The organism is Rhizomicrobium sp., assembly GCA_037200385.1.
Lineage (GTDB): Bacteria > Pseudomonadota > Alphaproteobacteria > Micropepsales > Micropepsaceae > Rhizomicrobium.
Genome location: JBBCGL010000001.1, coordinates 3,860,171 through 3,875,880 on the forward strand (window position 1 = coordinate 3,860,171; position 15,710 = coordinate 3,875,880).

Below are 15,710 nucleotides of genomic sequence, written 5' to 3' on the forward strand. Positions count from 1 at the left end.
AGATTATACGGCACATTCTGCCGCGTTTCAAGAAAAGGCGGCCAATTTCGCCGCTATTATCGCCCCTCGACGCGCCACGCGATCAGCAGCGTGCCCAGCAGCAGAAGCAGCGCCGCCCAGGCCGGCAACAAGGGGCGCTGTTCGACGCTGGTCACGCGATAGGCGCCGTTGCTGCGCAGGCCGATCCAGTTGCCGCCCGCCGCATTGCCGCCTTCGCCCACCCGGCGCACGTCCGGCACGCCGTCCGCCAGCCAGTGCACCGAGCCGCCGCTCGCATCGGCGATCGGCGCCAGCACCGCCTCCGTCGCGCGCATATCGGCGACCTCCTTCGGATTCAGCGGCCCGGCCGCCGCCACCGCGGTCAGCGTCCCGTCGGTCAGGCGGTAGAGCCCGAGCTCGTCGGCCTTCGCGCTCGCGCGCCAGATGCCCGGCTCGATCTTCTTCATGTCCAGCGTCGCATGCTTGCCCGACGGATAGGTCAGCACCACCGGCTTGGCGGCGTCCGCCATGGTGCGGCGCTCGACGGTGATCAGCCCTTCGGCGATGTTCGCCGACAACCGCTCCTCTTCCAGTTCCGGCTCCTTCATCAGCCAGTGCGCCAAGCGGCGCAGCAGCTCCATTTGCGGCCCGCCGCCCTCGAAACCGCGCGCCCACAGCCACGCCTGGTCGGAGAGCAGCTCCGCGACGCGCCCCTTCTTGACGCTGTCGAGCACCAGCAGCGGCCGGTCGCCCGGACCGCTCATCACCGTCTCGCCCGCGATCTTGGTCGCGCCGATGATGCGCAGCCAGCGGCCCCAGCTCGGCGGTGCCGTCGCGGTGTTCGCGCCGGGCAGGTCGCGCGTCACCGGGTGCGCCAGGCCCTGCGGCGTCACCATCGGCTTGTAGCCCTGCGCGAGGATCTCGCCGGTCGGCTGCGCCGGCAGCACCGAGGCGAGCGGCGTGCGCGAGATGCTCATGCCTTGCGCGAATTCCGGCCCCGACGCGACCAGCAGCGCGCCGCCATTCTCGACATAGTTGGCGAGGTTCTCGAAATAGAGCAGGGGCAGGATGCCGCGCTCGCTGTAGCGGTCGAAGATCACGAGGTCGAAGCTGTCGAGCTTCTCGCTGAACAGCTCGCGGGTCGGAAAGGCGATCAGCGACAGCTCGTTGACCGGCGTCGAATCCTGCTTGGACGGCGGCCGCAGGATGGTGAAGTGGACGAGATCAACCGCGGGATCGGATTTGAGCAGGTTGCGCCACACCCGCTCGCCGGCATGCGGCTCGCCCGACACCAGCAGCACGCGCAGCCGGTCGCGCACCCCCGACACCGTCACCACCGCGCGGTTGTTCTGCAGCGTCAACTCGGCGGGGCCGGGCCGGGCCTCGATCTCGACGACGTTCTCGCCGCCATGCTTGACCGGCACCTGCAGTACGATGCTGCGCCCGACCGGCACCGTCGTGGCGCCCAGGCTGGTGCCGTCGATCCGCAATTCGACCTGCGCGTCACCGCCCGGCGGCGCGCCGAAATCGTCGACCCGGATCTCCATCGCCGCGTTCTGCCCGACGATGGCGAAGCGTGCTGCGTTGAGCACGGTGAGCTTGCGGTCCTTCTCGCCGCGATGCCCGGCGATCAGCGCGTGGATCGGCGCATGGAGGCTCAGCTTGTCGGCCGGCGGCGCGTCATGCACCTGGCCGTCGGTGATCAGGATCGCGCCCGCGATGCGCTCCGGCGGCACGTCGGCCAGCGCGCTGTTGAGCCCTGCGAACAATTGCGTGCCGTTGTCTTCCCCCGTCGCGGTCGTGGTCACGACGCTCTCGCGGACTTCGAGGCTCTTGTCGCCCGCGAGCTGCTTGCGGATCGCCGCCAGCGCCGCGTCTTCCTGGGCCCGGCGGTCCTCGATCCCCATGCTCTGGGACCGGTCGATCACGATCGCCGCCACGTCGGGCAGCGGCGCATGCGTCTCGTTGACGATCAGGGGATTGGCGATGACGAACAGCAGCGCTGCGAAGACCAGCGCCCGCGCCCAGGCGCCGCGCGCCCGCAGCGCGAAGGACGCGACGATGAGCGCCGCTGCCAATCCGGCGGCGATCCACAACAGGGTGAGCGGCACATGCGGCGCGAAGTCGAGGCTCAGATTCATTTGCCCGAGCGCTCCAGCAGCGCCGGCCAATGCACCAGGTCGGCCTTGTAGTTGCCGGTGAAGGCGTACATCACGAGGTTCACGCCGAAGCGATAGGCCATCTCGCGCTGCCGTTCGCCGCCCGGCACCACGTCGACCAGCGGCGCGCCGTCCGGCCGCACCGCCCAGGCCGCGGCCCAGTCATTGCCGCCGATGATCACCGGCGAGACGCCGTCGCCGCCGCGCGCCGGCGCCGGCCCGGCGCCCGGATCGGCCGGCGGCAATGCCTCGACCCATACTTTCCCGCCCGTCCAGCGTCCGGGAAAGTCCTGCAGGATGTAGAACGTCTTGGTCAGCACATGGTCGTGCGGCACCGGCTCCAGCGGCGGCAGGTCGAGCCGCGCGACCAGCCGGCGCAGCGTCTGCTCGCCCGGCGAATTCGCGCCGCGCGCCGCGCCCAGGGTGAGATCGCGGGTGTCGAACAGGATCGTGCCGCCATTGCGCATATAATCGGTGATCTTCGACAGCGCCTGTGGCGACAGATCCTTCTCGCGCGGGTCCATCGGCCAGTAGAGCAGGGGGAAGAACGACAGGTCGTCCTTGGCGACGTCGACGCCCATCGGATCCTGCGGTTCGTAGGACGTGCGCTGGCGCAATTGCAGGCCGAGGCCCGTGAGCCCCGCCTTGCTCATGTCGTCGACGTCCGGCAAGCCCGTCACCACATAGGCGAGCCGCGTGTCGGTCGCGGCCTTCAGGTCGAACGCATCGTCGGCCCGCGCCCGCGGCGCCTGCGCGATCAGCGTCAAGGCCAGTGTCACGCCCGCGATCCGCGCCAGCCGCAGGCGCGAGAGATAGCCGCGCAGCCACAGCGACAGGAGGGCATCGAGGAACAGCAGCGCCGCGGCGACCGCGAGCAGCCAGGGCGCGAGATCCTGCACCTTGGCCTGCGGATAGGCTTCGATGGAGGCGCCGATATTGCCCAGCGGCAACAGCACGGCGTCGCCCCTCACCGCATTGAGCGCGTCCTCGGCGCCCGCCACGCCATAGAGTCCGGGCGGATGGCTGCGCGACGGCACGGTGGCGGGCAGATCGGCGGCGCGGATCGGCAGCACCTCGGCCGGCGGCTGGCGCAGATGGCCGAAGCCGTCCAGCGTCGCGACCGGCGGCAGCGTGGTCGCGCTGCGCATGTCGCTGGGCCGCGCCCCCGCCGACAGCGCCAGCAGCCGCCGCATCATGTCGACATAGAGGCCGGAGAGCGGCAGCGACGACCAGCTCGGCCCCGCCGTGATGTGGAACAGGACGATGTATCCCTTGCCGCGGCCTTGCGCGGTGACAAGCGGCGTGCCGTCCGCCAGCCGGGCCCAGGTCCGGTCGGCGAGTTCGACCGACGGCTCCGCCAGCACCTGGCGGCTCACCGCCACGTCGGGCGGAACCGCGAGACCCGCGAAGGGACTGGCATCGCCGAACGGCGCGAGCTTCTGGGGCTCCGCCCAGGCCAGCGCGCCGCCGAGGTAACGTCCGCCGACCCGCAGCTTCACCGGCACCAGATCGTCCGTCCCGCCGGTCATGCGGCCGCCCGCGAAACGGATCAGCAGCCCGCCATCCTTCACGAACTGGACGATCCGGTCGTAGTCGCTGCCCGTGACATGCCCGACATCGGCGAGGATCAGCACCGACATGCTGTGCGCCAGCAGGTCGCCCACCGAGCCGCGCCGCACTTCGGCATAGGGCGCCAGCGCACGCTGCAGGTAATAGGTGTCCGACAGCAGCGGCTGCTGGTCCTCCTGCGTGTCGGCCGCCACCAGCCCGACCGCGCGCCGCGTCCCGCCGCCGCCCAGAAGCTGCACCGCGCCGGCCGCATCGTCATTGGCGATCGCGATCCGCGTCGTTTCGTTGCGCACTTCCAGCGGCAGGCTGATATGCGCGCTCGCCTTGCCGTCGCCGTCGGCGAAGCGGAAACGTCCCGTCGCCAGCATCTCGCCATTGCGTCCCAGCGCCGCGACCTCGCCGCCGCGCGCCCCGTCGCTCCCGGCGCGCAGCACGCCGACATCGAAACCATTGGCCTTGTTGGCCGGCGGCAGAAGCGCCAGCACGCCGGCGCCCGGCGCCTCGCCATAGACCTTCAGGCTGCCGACGCGCGACAGCGTCTCCACCGTCGCCCCGGCCGTGCCGTCCTCGATCCCGTCGCTCAGCCACAGGATCTGCGGCGCCTGCGCGAATCTCGCGCTCGCCACGGCCTTCGCCGCGCGCGCCCGATCGGGCAGCCAGGGCTCAGGCTGCAGCGCCTGCGCGAGCCGGGCCGCGCGCCCCGCATCCATCAGATTGACCTCCGGCACGTCCGCCGTCGGCACGATGGCGACGGCGCGTCCCTGCGTCGCGGCGCTGCGCAGCACGTCCGCGATCAACGCCTGTCTCGCGTCCCAGTTTGCCGCCGCGGTCCAGCCATTGTCGACGAACAGCACCACCGGCCCGGTGCCCGCGATCTGCGGTCCTTTGCCCAGCAGCGGCTCGGCCAGCGCGACGATCACCGCTGCCGCCGCGACCAGGCGCAGCAGCAGCAGCCACCACGGCGTGCGCGCCGGCGTCTCTTCTTTTCCCGAAAGCCCGAGCAAGAGCCGCAGCGGCGGGAACACGATGCGGCGCGGCAGGGGCGGCGTCACCCGGAGCAGGAACCAGATCGCCGGCAACAGGATCAGCGCGCCCAGGATGTAAGGCGCGCCGAAGCTCAATCCCGCGAGCAGCCCGGCCACGTCAGGCACCGCTCATATCGGCATAGAGCGCGATCAGCGCGGTCTGCGGCGGCCGGTCGGTGCGATGCGCGATATAGGACCAGCCCAGCCGCCGCGCCAGCGCGCCCAGCGTCTCGGCATGCGCCTTGAAGCGCGCGCGATAGGCCTGCGCCACGCTTTCGGCGCGCCCGATGGTTTCGCTCGCCGCGCCTGCCGCGTCTTCGAAGCGCATGCGTCCGGCATAGGGGAAATCCTCCTCCGCCGGATCGATGATGTGCACGAGCTGGCCGGTCACCGCCGAATGGGCGAGACGGCGCAGCGTCGCCTCGATCGCCTCCAGCGGCGAGAGGAAATCGCTGAACCAGACGAATTGCGCGTTCTTGGCGATCACCGCGTCGGGCGGGAGCGCCGCCGGGCTTTGCGGCGTCTCCAGCAGCGTATGTCCGATCCGCCGCAGCGCGGCGCGCGACGCGGCCGGCGCCTCGCCTTCGCCATAGAGCGCCACGCGCTCGCCGCCGCGCACCAGCAGCGAGGCGAGCGCCAGCCCGAGCAGCCTGGCCCGCGCCGCCTTCGTCACCGCGCCGCTCGCGAACTGCATCCCGGCCGAGCCGTCGCACCACAGCCAGACCGACTGCGCCGCCTCCCATTCGCGCTCGCGCACGAACAGATGCTGCGACTTGCCCGATTGCCGCCAGTCGATCGCGGCCGAGGGATCCTCGGGGCGATAGCGGCGGAACTGCCAGAAGGTCTCGCCCATTCCCGCCTTGCGCCGGCCGTGCACGCCCAGGCTCACGGCGGCGGCGAGCCGCTCGGCATCCAGCAGCAGCGGCGGCAATCCGGCGCCGAGCGCTTCGGCTTCGTATTGAAGATTGTCGGTTCGACTCAAAGATGGCTCCGGCACAGCCGCTCGATGACGGAGCCGACCGTCATGCCTTCGGCGCGCGCCGGGAAGGTGAGCGCCATGCGGTGCCGCAGGATCGGCAAGGCCAGCGCCTCGACGTCGTCGGTCGACGGCGCCAGCCGTCCCTCGATCAGCGCCCGTGCCCGCACCGCCAGCATGAAGGCTTGGCTCGCGCGCGGCCCCGGTCCCCAGGCGATCGCATCGCGCACGTCCTTGGCGCCCTCTTCGCCGGGCCGCGCCGCGCGCACCAGCTTGAGGATCGAATCCACCACCTTCTCGCCCACTGGGATATGCCGCACGATCTGCTGCGCCAGCATCAGGTCCTGCGCGCCGCACACCGCGACCGGCTTCTCCTCGTCGCCGAAGGTCGTCGCCGCCAGCATGCGCCGCTCCGACTCCTTGTCGGGATAGCCGATGTCGATCTGCAGCAGGAAGCGGTCGAGCTGCGCCTCGGGCAGCGGATAGGTGCCTTCCTGCTCCAGCGGATTCTGCGTCGCCAGCACATGGAATGGCTTGGGCAGGTCATAGCGCTGCCCCGCGACCGTGACATGCCGCTCCTGCATCGCTTGCAGCAGCGCGCTCTGGGTGCGCGGGCTGGCGCGGTTGATCTCGTCGGCCATCAGCAATTGGGTGAACACCGGCCCGGGCAGGAAGCGGAAGGCGCGCTTGTGGTCGCCGCCTTCCTCCAGCACTTCGGAGCCGATGATGTCGGTCGGCATCAGGTCGGGGGTGAACTGGATGCGCTTCCAGTCCAGCCCCAGCACGATCCCCAGCGTCTCCACCAGCTTGGTCTTGGCCAGGCCCGGCACGCCGATCAGCAGGCCATGGCCGCCGGCAAGAAGCGTCACCAGCGTCTGCTCGATCACCGCGTCCTGGCCGAAGATCGCGCGGCCCACCGCCTCGCGCACCCGGGTGAGCGTGGCGGCGGCGCGCTCGACATGCGCCGCGGCGCTCGGGGCGGCGCTCGAACTTTCAGCCACGGTGTCGTTCATGGAATCTCGCGGGTGGTTGCGGTTGCCGGTCCGGACGCCGAACCCTATCCTTGTGTCATACGCCGGGAAGGGACTTATGTACCTTGGGCGCCCAGGCACAACAAGGAAAAGCCCCCGGCCGCACAGGGCTGTGATGGAAGTGGCTTAACGGACATGAGCAGCGGCGGTTTCCCCCTCGGCCTGGCGAGTCTGCAGCGCGACGCGGCGGCGGGCCGCGCATTGCCGCCCGTGGAGAAATGGAACCCGGCGCATTGCGGCGATATCGACATCCGCATCGCCCGCGACGGCACCTGGTACCATGAGGGCAGCCCGATCGGGCGCCAGGAACTGGTGCGCCTGTTCTCCACCATCCTGCGCAAGGATCCGGACGGCTTCGTCCTCGTCACCCCGGGCGAGAAGATGCGCATCGTGGTCGAGAACGCGCCCTTCCTCGCCGTTCTGCTGGATGTCGTCGGCCAGGGCCGCGATCAGGTCCTCACCTTCACCACCAATGTCGGAGACCAGAGCGTGGCCGGTCCCGACAACCCGATCCGCGTCGAAACCGATCCGCAGACCGCCGAACCGGCGCCTTACGTGCATGTCCGCAAGGGCCTCGAAGCCCGCATCGCGCGCGCGGTCTTCTACCAGCTCGCCGATCTGAGTGTCCCGGGCGCGGGCGCGCACGAAGGCTTTCTCGGCGTCTGGAGCGGCGGCGCCTTCTTCCGCCTCGGCCGTCCCGCATGAGCGGACCCGTCGACGGCAAGTCGCCCGCGGATATCGGCCATGGCATCGTCACCGGCGGGCTCGAGGGACTGCGGTCCCGGCTGCTGCACACCCCGCCGCTCCTGCCGCTGACGCCGACATGGGGCGACTTCGATCTCAATCCCCAGAATCGTCCCGCCGGCCCGCGCGATCTCACGCCCGCCGCGGTGCTGCTGCCGCTCATCCTGCGCGACGAGCCCATGGTGCTGCTGACCCAGCGCACCGACACCCTCACCCGCCATGCGGGACAGGTCGCCTTTCCCGGCGGGCGCGCCGATCCGGGCGATCTCACCCTGGTGGAGACCGCGCTGCGCGAGACCCAGGAGGAGACCGGCATCGAACCGGCCTTCGTCACCGTCGCCGGCTTCCTCGACGCGTATGAGACGGGCACCGGCTACGCGGTCCTGCCGGTGGTCGGCGTCCTCAGCCAAGGCTTCGCGCTCAAGCCGCAGGTGCGGGAGGTCGCGGCGATCTTCGAGGTCCCGCTGTCCTTCCTGCTCGATCCCGCCAACCGCCAGCGCCAGAACCGCGAATTCCAGGGCACGCAGCGCACCTTCTATTCCTTTACCTATGACGGGCATTATATCTGGGGCGCCACCGCGGCGATGCTGATCAATTTCAGCGAACGGATCACGGCTCCATGATGCGCACCCTCGTCGAACGCCTGGCCCTGTTCGCGGTGCCGTTCGCGCTCTACGGCCTCTATCTGGTCTGGGCAAAGCTGTTTCCGCCGCGCCAGGCGCGCGCCCATCCCTGGATGGCGCTGACCATCGCGGGCCTGGTGCTGGTCGCGCTCAGCTTCCTGATCTGGCGCGCCACCAGCGTCGAGCCGATCACCGGCATCTATGTCGCGCCGCATATGGTGAACGGCAAGGTCGTTCCGGGCTATGTTGAGCCGCCGGAGACCAGGAAGTGAAGCTCGATCCCATCCGCCATCCCTGGATGACCGCCGCGGAGACGCGCGCGGTGCTGGCGGCGCTCGGCGGCGAAGGCCGCTTCGTCGGCGGCGCGGTGCGCAACGCCCTGCTGCGCAAGCCCGTCGCCGACATCGACATCGCGACGCCGCTGCTCCCCGATGAGGTGACGAAGCGCCTGGTCGCCGCCGGTCTCGGCGCCGTGCCCACCGGCATCGCGCACGGCACGGTCACGGCGATCGCGAACGGCCGGCCCTTCGAGATCACCACCCTGCGCCGCGACGTGGCGACCGACGGCCGCCGCGCCACCGTCGCCTTCACCACGGACTGGGCCGAAGACGCGCAGCGCCGCGACTTCACGATGAACGCGCTCTATGCCGATGCCGATGGCGAGATCCTCGACACGGTCGGCGGCGTCGCCGATCTCGAGGCCGGCCGCGTCCGCTTCGTGGGCGATCCGGTGACGCGCATCCGCGAGGATTTCCTGCGCATCCTGCGCCTCTTCCGCTTTCATGCCTGGTACGGCAAGGGCGCGCTCGACGGCGATGCGTTGCACGCCGCCGCGGCGGAGAAGGGCGGCCTCACTCTGCTCGCCGGCGAACGGGTGCAGAAGGAGATGCTGCGCCTGCTGGAGGCCGACGATCCGGTGCCGGTGCTGCGCCAGATGGCCGCCACGGGCATCCTCTCCGACGTGCTGACCGGCAGTCTCGACGTCCACCGGCTCGAACGGCTGGTGCGGATCGATGCCGAGGCTTTCTTCAAGCCCGATCCGCTGCTGCGGCTCGCCGCGCTGCTGCCGGCCGATGTCGCGGAGGCGCGCCGCGTCGCACAGGAATGGCGGCTCTCCAACGCCCAGGCCGACCGCCTCGCCGACATCGCGGGGGCGCGGGAGAAGATCGTCTCCTATCTGTCCGTGAAAGAGGTGCGCAAGCTGCTCTACCGGCTGGACGCGGCACGCTTCAAGGACCGCGTCTTCCTCAAATGGGCGGAGGATCCCAAGGAGTCCAACGCGATCCAGTGGCGCATGCTGCTGGCCGTCGCCGATGCCTGGCAGCGGCCGCTTTTCCCCCTGACGGGCCGCGAAGTGATGCTGGCCGGCGTGCCGCAAGGCCCGCTGATCGGCCGTATCCTCGAAGAGGTCGAGGATTGGTGGATCGACGCCGATTTCATCGAGGACGAGTTCTCGCTGGCGGAGCGGTTAAAAGCGGTCGTTCAGGCGACGGCGTACTAGTTTCGCCGCAATTGCGTACTCCTGTAACATCGCCATGGCCGCCCTCGTGGCGGCCACCCATGAACACCCATGTCCGTTTGTGATGATGGGTCGTCGGCACGGGGCCGGCGATGACGTTTTAACTGAGTCAGAAGATGCCCTTTGAAGTCCTCGACACAATCTCCCTCCCCGGCGACCCCCTGAAGCCGAACGACGACGCCTTCGGCCATGCGGACTCCGCCGCGGTGGTGCTGGACGGCGCGACCAGCCTCGGCGACTCGCTGATGCCGGGCGACAGCGACGCCGCCTGGATCGCGCATTTCGGCGCCCGCCGCCTGATGGCGCATGTGAAGGACGGCGACAATCCGCACGACGCGCTCCGCCACACCCTCGCCGACGCGCAGAAATCCTTCGAGGCCTTGCGCCGCCATCCACCGCAGGAGCCCTGGCAGATTCCCTTCGCCTCCATGGCCTTCGCGTCCGAGGCGCGCGGCGGCTTCGACTTCCTATGGTTCGGCGATTGCGCCGGCCTCCTCTTCGCCGCCGACACGGTCGAGGTGCTCGGCGAATCCTTCGCGCACAAGGCTTCCGAAGCCGATCGCGCCGCCAAGCTCGCCAAGGAAAAAGGCGTCGCGCCCGCCTCCGGCGCCAACCTTCCGGAATTCATTCCCGCTCTGCGCGCCGCGCGCAGCCGGATCAACTCCGGCACCAAATGGGTCTTCTCGCCGGACGTCCGTGCCGCCGATCACGTCGCGCACAAGCGCGTCGCGGCGCCCAAGGGCGCCACGCTGCTGCTGGCCTCGGACGGCTTTCTCGCGCTGGCCACCGATTACGGCCGCTACACGCCGCACACGCTGATGCACAAGGCGATGGCCAAGGGCTTGGGCATCCTCGCCGACGAACTGCGCGAGATCGAGGAGGCCGACCCGCAAGGCCACAAGCATCCGCGCTTCAAGAAAAGCGACGACGCGACCGCGGTGCTGCTCCGGCTGGCATAGCGAACAGGCCCTGGAGTCTGTTGCCATCAGAAGGAGTCACCCAAAAGCGGGCCATGACACCGGGTTGGGTTGCATCAACTTGAAAACGACGGACTCTACCCGCCCAGATAGGGCACGACGTGCTCCATCGCATAGGGCCAGACCTGCGCGCCGCCCTGCAGGATCATCTTGATCGCGACATAGAGCACGATGAACAGGCCCGCATAGCTGATCCAGGGATAGCGGTTGAGCACCCGCGCGATCACGCTGGCCGCAACGCCCATCAGCCCGATCGACAGCATCAGCCCGACCGCCAGCACCACGACATGTTTCTGCGCCGCGCCGGCGACCGCGAGCACGTTGTCGAGCGACATGGAGAGGTCCGCCGCCGCGATCTGCACCACCGCCTTGCGCACCATCGCGGCGGTCGCTTCATGGCTGAACGGCCCGCCGAGCTTGTCGGCGACATGGCCCAGCGCATCGACCGAGCATTTGCGTTCCTCCGCCGCATCGCGGATGTCGCGGTAGAGCTTCCAGCATACCCAGAGCAGGAGGACGCCGCCGGCGAACATCAGGCCGATGATCTCGAGCAGCTCCACCGTGACCGCCGCCAGGATGACGCGCAGCACGACCGCCGCCACCAGGCCCCAGAAGATCACCTTGCGGCGGATCATCTGCGGGACGCGCGCCGCCGCCATGCCGATGACCACGGCGTTGTCGCCGGCCAGCACGATATCGATGAGCACGACCTGCAGGAGCGCGAAGAACCCGCCGTGGCTGATCAGAAACTCCAAACGACTCTACCTCTTGGTGCTTACGGCCAGCGCGCCTCCGGCGGCATCGATACCAGGATGGCATCGATATTCCCGCCGGTCTTCAGGCCGAATTGGGTGCCACGGTCCCACAAAAGGTTGAACTCGACGTAGCGACCGCGGCGGATGAGCTGATGGTCGCGGTCCGCCGCGCTCCAGGGCAACTCCATTCGCCTCCTTACGATTTGGGGATAGATGCCCGCAAATGCGAGTCCCACGTCGCGGGTAAAGGCGAAATCCTGCTCCCAATCGCCGCTGTCGAGACGGTCGTAGAAGATTCCGCCCGCCCCGCGCGGCTCGCCGCGGTGCGGCAGGTAGAAATACTCGTCGCACCATTTCTTGAACCGGGCGTAGTAGTCGGCGCCATGCGCATCGCAGGCCTGCTGCAACGCAGCATGAAAGTCGCCGGCATCCTCGGCACTGCGCTCCGGGAACATCGGCGTCAGGTCGGCGCCGCCGCCGAACCAGGCTTTGGTCGTCACCATGTGGCGGGTGTTCATGTGCACCGCCGGCACGTGCGGGTTCTGCATATGCGCGATCAGCGAGATGCCCGACGACCAGAAGCGCGGGTCTTCCTCCGCGCCCGGGATGGTCCTGGCGAATTCCGGCGAGAATTTTCCGTACACGGTCGAGACGTTGACGCCGACCTTTTCGAACACGCGGCCCTTCATCACGCTCATCACGCCGCCGCCCGCATCGCCGCCATCCTCGCCCGGCCGCGACCAGCTCCGGCGCTCGAAAATGCCCGGCGGACGATCCGCGAGCTGGCCCGCATGCTCGCGCTCGATCGCCTCGAATTCGGCGCAGAGCCTGTCGCGCAGGCTCTCGAACCAGGCACGGGCCCGCGTCTTGCGATCTTCGGCGACGTCCGTCGTCGTCATGGAAACATCCCTGTCTGGCGCAGCGCTTCCCCCAGCACCATCGCCCCCGCCTGTGCCACGTTGATCGAACGCAAGCCCGATGTCATCGGGATAAGCAAGCGCGCCTCGGCCCGGGCATGCACCGCCTGCGGCACGCCGGCGCTCTCGCGCCCGAGCACGATGCAGTCATCCGGCGCGAAGGCGAAGTCCGTATAGGGCTGGGCGCCCTTCGATGTGAGCAGCACCAACCGGCCGCCCGCATGCTGCGCCAGGAACGCGCGCCACGAGGCGTGACGGGTGAAGTCGGCCTGCGCCAGATAGTCCATCCCCGCCCGCCGCATCTGCGCCTCTCCGAACACGAAGCCGCACGGCTCGACGATTTCGACCGGCACGCCCAGGCAAGCCCCCAGCCGCAGCAGACTGCCGCAGTTCTGGGGAATATCGGGCTCGAACAGGACCAGGCGCATATAATATTCCTTTGACAGGAACTATGATTTCCTTTACAGGAAATCCTTGGGAGAAGGCTATGGGAAAATATGATCGCTTGGGGACTTGGCTGCGTGAGCAGGGTACACGCCACATCCCGATGACATTTGCCCAGGTCGAACGGATCGTTGGCTTCGCGTTGCCTGAATCCCAGAACCACCAGTCGTGGTGGAGTAACTCCACATCGAACAATGTGATGACCAAGGTCTGGCTGGACGCCGGCTATCGCACCGAACAGGTCGATGTCGCTGGAAAGAAGTTGGTGTTCAGGAAGATCGATAGGTCGTCCGGCCTAGATGAGGAGCCGCGCATGTTCGCCCCTGCCGAACCCGCGAGATTCCCGTTGCTCGGACAGAAGGTGGATCGTCATCCTGCAAGCGGCGCTCTGAAGGGCATGTTCACGATCGAACCCGGCTACGACATCGCCAGTTCCGATCCCGACGAGGTTGCGGAATGGGAGGCGGCAATCGACCGCCACGCCGCGTTGTACGAAGCCGGACGCAGCACGAAGTGAAGCAGCCCCTGTTGCTGGATACCTGCGCGTGTCTTTGGCTTATGGGGGGCGAGCTCACCGACAAGGCAGAGAAGGCGTTGGCTGACTCCTACTCCTCCGGTCTGCCGCTCTATGTTTCACCGGTCACGGCCTTGGAGATTGGAACATCGGCCCGAAAAGGGCGGTTCAAATCGGTTCTCACGCCGCAGCGCTGGTTCGCTGCGCTCGTCGGACAGCCGGGCATGGTCGTTGCTGCCATGCCGCCTGAGCTTCTCATCGAATCGGCGCTCTTGCCCGGCAACATCCACAACGATCCCTATGACCGCATCATCGCCGCCACCGCGCGCGAATATGGCTATGCGGTTCTCACATCCGACCGCGCTTTGCTGGCCTATGGCGCCGAGGGCCATCTCGCCGTTGTCGCGTGCTGACGCGCCAACCTGCCGCAACCCCGTGAATCTCCGGCATTTTCTGCGTCATCGTGCCGCAAGACCCTACAGACCCAGCGCTCTATTTTGCGCACCGCAAAGCGGCGCGCTATTGAGATTCCGGGGAGAGCGCGCACGACCATCCTTCCCGCCCGGAGCGTCATAACCGAATTCAAAGGTGAAGCCTTGGCCACCAGCACGACCGCCGAACCGACGCGGCGCGACTTTCTCTACATCGCCACCGGCGCGGTTGCCGCGGTCGGTGCCGCTGCCGCTGCCTGGCCGTTCATCGATCAGATGAATCCCAGCTCGGCGGTTCTCGCGCTCGCCTCGATCGAGGTCGACCTGTCGGCGATCCAGCCCGGCCAGGCGATCACCGCGGTGTTCCGCGGCCACCCGCTCTTCATCCGCCGCCGCACCCCGGCCGAGATCGCGACCGCCAACGCCGTTCCGGTCTCCGAGCTGATCGATCCGGTGGCGCGCAACGCCAACCTGCCGGACGACGCGCCGGCCACCGCCGCCAACCGCGCGACCAAGCCGGAATGGCTGATCGTCTCGGGCGTCTGCACCCATCTGGGCTGCATCCCGACGATCTCGACGCCGCAGGCGCCGCAGGGCGATTTCGGCGGCTGGCTCTGCCATTGCCACGGCTCGCAATACGACGTCGCCGGCCGCGTCCGCAAAGGTCCTGCGCCGCAGAACCTCGAGATTCCGCTCTATTCCTTCCTGTCGCCCACCCGCATCAAAGTCGGTTGAGGAGCCCATACATGTCCGGTCCATCGACCTACGTGCCGCAGACGGGCCTCACCCGCTGGCTCGATTCCCGCCTGCCGCTCGTGCGCTTCGCCCACGATACGATGCTGACGTTCCCGACGCCGCGGAACCTGAACTTCTGGTACGCCTTCGGCGCCATCCTGACCTTCTGCCTCGGCGTGCAGATCGTCACCGGCATCGTGCTGGCGATGCATTACGCGCCGGTCGCGGCGGCCGGCGGCGTGCCGGGCTCGAGCCTGGCGTTCGACAGCGTCGAAAGCATCATGCGCGACGTGAACTATGGCTGGCTGCTGCGCTACATCCACGCCAATGGCGCGTCGATGTTCTTCCTCGCGGTCTACATCCACATGTTCCGCGGCCTCTATTACGGCTCCTACAAGGCGCCGCGCGAGATCCTCTGGATCCTCGGCGTCATCATCTACCTGCTGATGGTGATGACGGCGTTCATGGGCTACGTCCTGCCCTGGGGCCAGATGTCGTTCTGGGCCGCGACCGTGATCACCAACCTGTTCTCCTCGCTGGACCAGGTCACCGGCCACGCCCAGGTCGGCACCCATGTCGCCCACTGGCTGTGGGGCGGCTTCGCGGTCGGCGATGCGACGCTCAACCGCTTCTTCTCGCTGCACTACCTGCTGCCCTTCGTGATCGCCGGCGTCGTCGGCCTGCACATCTGGGCGCTGCACGTGCCGGGCAACAACAACCCGCTGGGCATTGAGGTGAAGGGGCCGCAGGACACCGTGCCCTTCCATCCCTACTACACGGCGAAGGACGCGTTCTATGTCGGCCTCTTCGCGATCCTGTTCGCCTATCTGGTGTTCTTCGCGCCCGACTTCGTCGGCAATCCGGACAATTACATCCCGGCCAATCCGAGCGTGACCCCGGCCGACATCGTGCCCGAATGGTACCTGCTGCCGTTCTACGCGATGCTGCGCTCCATCCCGCAGAAGCTGATCGGCGTGCTGGTGCTGGGCGGCGCCATCGTGACGCTGGCCTTCATCCCCTGGCTCGACACCAGCCCGGTCCGCTCCAACCGCTTCCGGCCGCTGATGAAGCAGCTCTTCTGGCTGTTCGTGCTGGATTGCATCCTGCTCGGCTGGCTGGGTGCGCAGCAGGCCGATGCGGTGAAGTTCGGCGTGCCGCTGGTCTGGGTCGCGCGTCTGGCCACCGCCTACTACTACGGCTTCTTCTGGGTGCTCATGCCGGTCATCGGCCTGATCGAAAAGCCCAAGCCGCTGCCCGATTCCATCGCCAAATCCGTGCTCGGCGACTCCGCCGCGCCATCCGCGTGAGGACA

Annotated in this window: 16 protein-coding genes; 9 read left to right on the plus strand and 7 right to left on the minus strand. The window is 68.4% G+C overall.

Annotated features, from left to right (window positions below; all coding sequences use genetic code 11):
* Nucleotides 1-56: 56 nt before the first annotated feature.
* Genes WDM91_18560 through WDM91_18575 form a run of 4 tightly spaced genes read right to left on the minus strand, consistent with a single transcriptional unit; the run spans nucleotide 57 to nucleotide 6,721 of the window.
* Entirely contained in the window at nucleotides 57-2,120 is a 2,064-nt protein-coding gene (locus WDM91_18560; protein MEI9996606.1) for a hypothetical protein, read from the minus strand.
* Complete coding sequence (locus tag WDM91_18565; GenBank protein ID MEI9996607.1) at nucleotides 2,117-4,858, minus strand: DUF4159 domain-containing protein; 2,742 nt, start codon at nucleotides 4,856-4,858, stop codon at nucleotides 2,117-2,119. The genes WDM91_18560 and WDM91_18565 overlap by 4 nt, the downstream gene beginning before the upstream one ends.
* Nucleotides 4,851-5,714 carry a DUF58 domain-containing protein gene (locus WDM91_18570; protein ID MEI9996608.1) on the minus strand — a complete coding sequence of 288 codons (864 nt, stop codon included), beginning with the start codon at nucleotides 5,712-5,714 and terminating at the stop codon, nucleotides 4,851-4,853. The genes WDM91_18565 and WDM91_18570 overlap by 8 nt, the downstream gene beginning before the upstream one ends.
* Nucleotides 5,711-6,721: a MoxR family ATPase gene (locus tag WDM91_18575; GenBank protein ID MEI9996609.1), complete on the minus strand. Its 1,011-nt coding sequence runs from the start codon at nucleotides 6,719-6,721 to the stop codon at nucleotides 5,711-5,713. Before WDM91_18575 ends, WDM91_18570 begins: the two co-directional genes overlap by 4 nt.
* A 153-nt stretch (nucleotides 6,722-6,874) precedes the next feature.
* On the opposite strand from WDM91_18575, the gene WDM91_18580 reads away from it, so the two are divergent.
* From WDM91_18580 to WDM91_18600, 5 genes are all read left to right on the plus strand, one after another.
* Nucleotides 6,875-7,444, plus strand: a complete 570-nt coding sequence (locus WDM91_18580) for a DUF1285 domain-containing protein (GenBank protein MEI9996610.1) — start codon at nucleotides 6,875-6,877, stop codon at nucleotides 7,442-7,444.
* Complete coding sequence (locus tag WDM91_18585) at nucleotides 7,441-8,106, plus strand: CoA pyrophosphatase (protein ID MEI9996611.1); 666 nt, start codon at nucleotides 7,441-7,443, stop codon at nucleotides 8,104-8,106. The genes WDM91_18580 and WDM91_18585 overlap by 4 nt, the downstream gene beginning before the upstream one ends.
* Complete coding sequence (locus tag WDM91_18590; protein MEI9996612.1) at nucleotides 8,103-8,378, plus strand: DUF6111 family protein; 276 nt, start codon at nucleotides 8,103-8,105, stop codon at nucleotides 8,376-8,378. The genes WDM91_18585 and WDM91_18590 overlap by 4 nt, the downstream gene beginning before the upstream one ends.
* Nucleotides 8,375-9,607: a CCA tRNA nucleotidyltransferase gene (locus tag WDM91_18595; GenBank protein MEI9996613.1), complete on the plus strand. Its 1,233-nt coding sequence runs from the start codon at nucleotides 8,375-8,377 to the stop codon at nucleotides 9,605-9,607. The genes WDM91_18590 and WDM91_18595 overlap by 4 nt, the downstream gene beginning before the upstream one ends.
* A gap of 134 nt (nucleotides 9,608-9,741) precedes the next feature.
* The gene (locus tag WDM91_18600; GenBank protein MEI9996614.1) at nucleotides 9,742-10,584 is read left to right on the plus strand and encodes a protein phosphatase 2C domain-containing protein; all 843 of its coding nucleotides are present in this window, start codon (nucleotides 9,742-9,744) and stop codon (nucleotides 10,582-10,584) included.
* A 95-nt stretch (nucleotides 10,585-10,679) separates the two neighbouring features.
* Here WDM91_18600 and WDM91_18605 read toward each other — a convergent pair whose 3' ends face one another.
* From WDM91_18605 to WDM91_18615, 3 genes are read right to left on the minus strand one after another with little or no spacing between them, the layout of a single operon-like run.
* Nucleotides 10,680-11,357 (minus strand): TerC family protein, encoded by a 678-nt coding sequence (locus tag WDM91_18605; protein MEI9996615.1) that lies wholly within the window; start codon nucleotides 11,355-11,357, stop codon nucleotides 10,680-10,682.
* A 20-nt stretch (nucleotides 11,358-11,377) separates the two neighbouring features.
* A complete protein-coding gene (gene hemF, locus WDM91_18610) occupies nucleotides 11,378-12,256 on the minus strand; it encodes an oxygen-dependent coproporphyrinogen oxidase (protein ID MEI9996616.1) in 879 nt (292 codons plus the stop codon).
* Complete coding sequence (locus WDM91_18615) at nucleotides 12,253-12,702, minus strand: tRNA (cytidine(34)-2'-O)-methyltransferase (GenBank protein ID MEI9996617.1); 450 nt, start codon at nucleotides 12,700-12,702, stop codon at nucleotides 12,253-12,255. The genes hemF and WDM91_18615 overlap by 4 nt, the downstream gene beginning before the upstream one ends.
* 59 nt (nucleotides 12,703-12,761) lie before the next feature.
* Between WDM91_18615 and WDM91_18620 the strand changes: the two genes are divergently transcribed.
* From WDM91_18620 to WDM91_18635, 4 genes are all read left to right on the plus strand, one after another.
* Nucleotides 12,762-13,235, plus strand: a complete 474-nt coding sequence (locus WDM91_18620; protein ID MEI9996618.1) for a hypothetical protein — start codon at nucleotides 12,762-12,764, stop codon at nucleotides 13,233-13,235.
* The gene (locus WDM91_18625) at nucleotides 13,232-13,645 is read left to right on the plus strand and encodes a type II toxin-antitoxin system VapC family toxin (protein ID MEI9996619.1); all 414 of its coding nucleotides are present in this window, start codon (nucleotides 13,232-13,234) and stop codon (nucleotides 13,643-13,645) included. Before WDM91_18620 ends, WDM91_18625 begins: the two co-directional genes overlap by 4 nt.
* Nucleotides 13,646-13,828: 183 nt before the next feature.
* Complete coding sequence (petA, locus tag WDM91_18630) at nucleotides 13,829-14,398, plus strand: ubiquinol-cytochrome c reductase iron-sulfur subunit (GenBank protein MEI9996620.1); 570 nt, start codon at nucleotides 13,829-13,831, stop codon at nucleotides 14,396-14,398.
* Between the two features lie 11 nt (nucleotides 14,399-14,409).
* A complete protein-coding gene (locus WDM91_18635) occupies nucleotides 14,410-15,705 on the plus strand; it encodes a cytochrome b N-terminal domain-containing protein (GenBank protein ID MEI9996621.1) in 1,296 nt (431 codons plus the stop codon).
* The last annotated feature ends 5 nt before the right edge of the window (nucleotides 15,706-15,710 follow it).

Excerpts from the sequence above, each read along its gene's own strand:
- WDM91_18560 (MEI9996606.1), bottom strand. The coding sequence starts at position 2,120 with ATGAATCTGAGCCTCGACTTCGCGCCGCATGTGCCGCTCACCCTGTTG.
- WDM91_18575 (MEI9996609.1), bottom strand. The coding sequence starts at position 6,721 with ATGAACGACACCGTGGCTGAAAGTTCGAGCGCCGCCCCGAGCGCCGCG.
- WDM91_18580 (MEI9996610.1), top strand. The coding sequence starts at position 6,875 with ATGAGCAGCGGCGGTTTCCCCCTCGGCCTGGCGAGTCTGCAGCGCGAC.
- WDM91_18585 (MEI9996611.1), top strand. The coding sequence starts at position 7,441 with ATGAGCGGACCCGTCGACGGCAAGTCGCCCGCGGATATCGGCCATGGC.
- WDM91_18590 (MEI9996612.1), top strand. The coding sequence starts at position 8,103 with ATGATGCGCACCCTCGTCGAACGCCTGGCCCTGTTCGCGGTGCCGTTC.
- WDM91_18600 (MEI9996614.1), top strand. The coding sequence starts at position 9,742 with ATGCCCTTTGAAGTCCTCGACACAATCTCCCTCCCCGGCGACCCCCTG.
- hemF (MEI9996616.1), bottom strand. The coding sequence starts at position 12,256 with ATGACGACGACGGACGTCGCCGAAGATCGCAAGACGCGGGCCCGTGCC.
- WDM91_18615 (MEI9996617.1), bottom strand. The coding sequence starts at position 12,702 with ATGCGCCTGGTCCTGTTCGAGCCCGATATTCCCCAGAACTGCGGCAGT.
- WDM91_18620 (MEI9996618.1), top strand. The coding sequence starts at position 12,762 with ATGGGAAAATATGATCGCTTGGGGACTTGGCTGCGTGAGCAGGGTACA.
- WDM91_18635 (MEI9996621.1), top strand. The coding sequence starts at position 14,410 with ATGTCCGGTCCATCGACCTACGTGCCGCAGACGGGCCTCACCCGCTGG.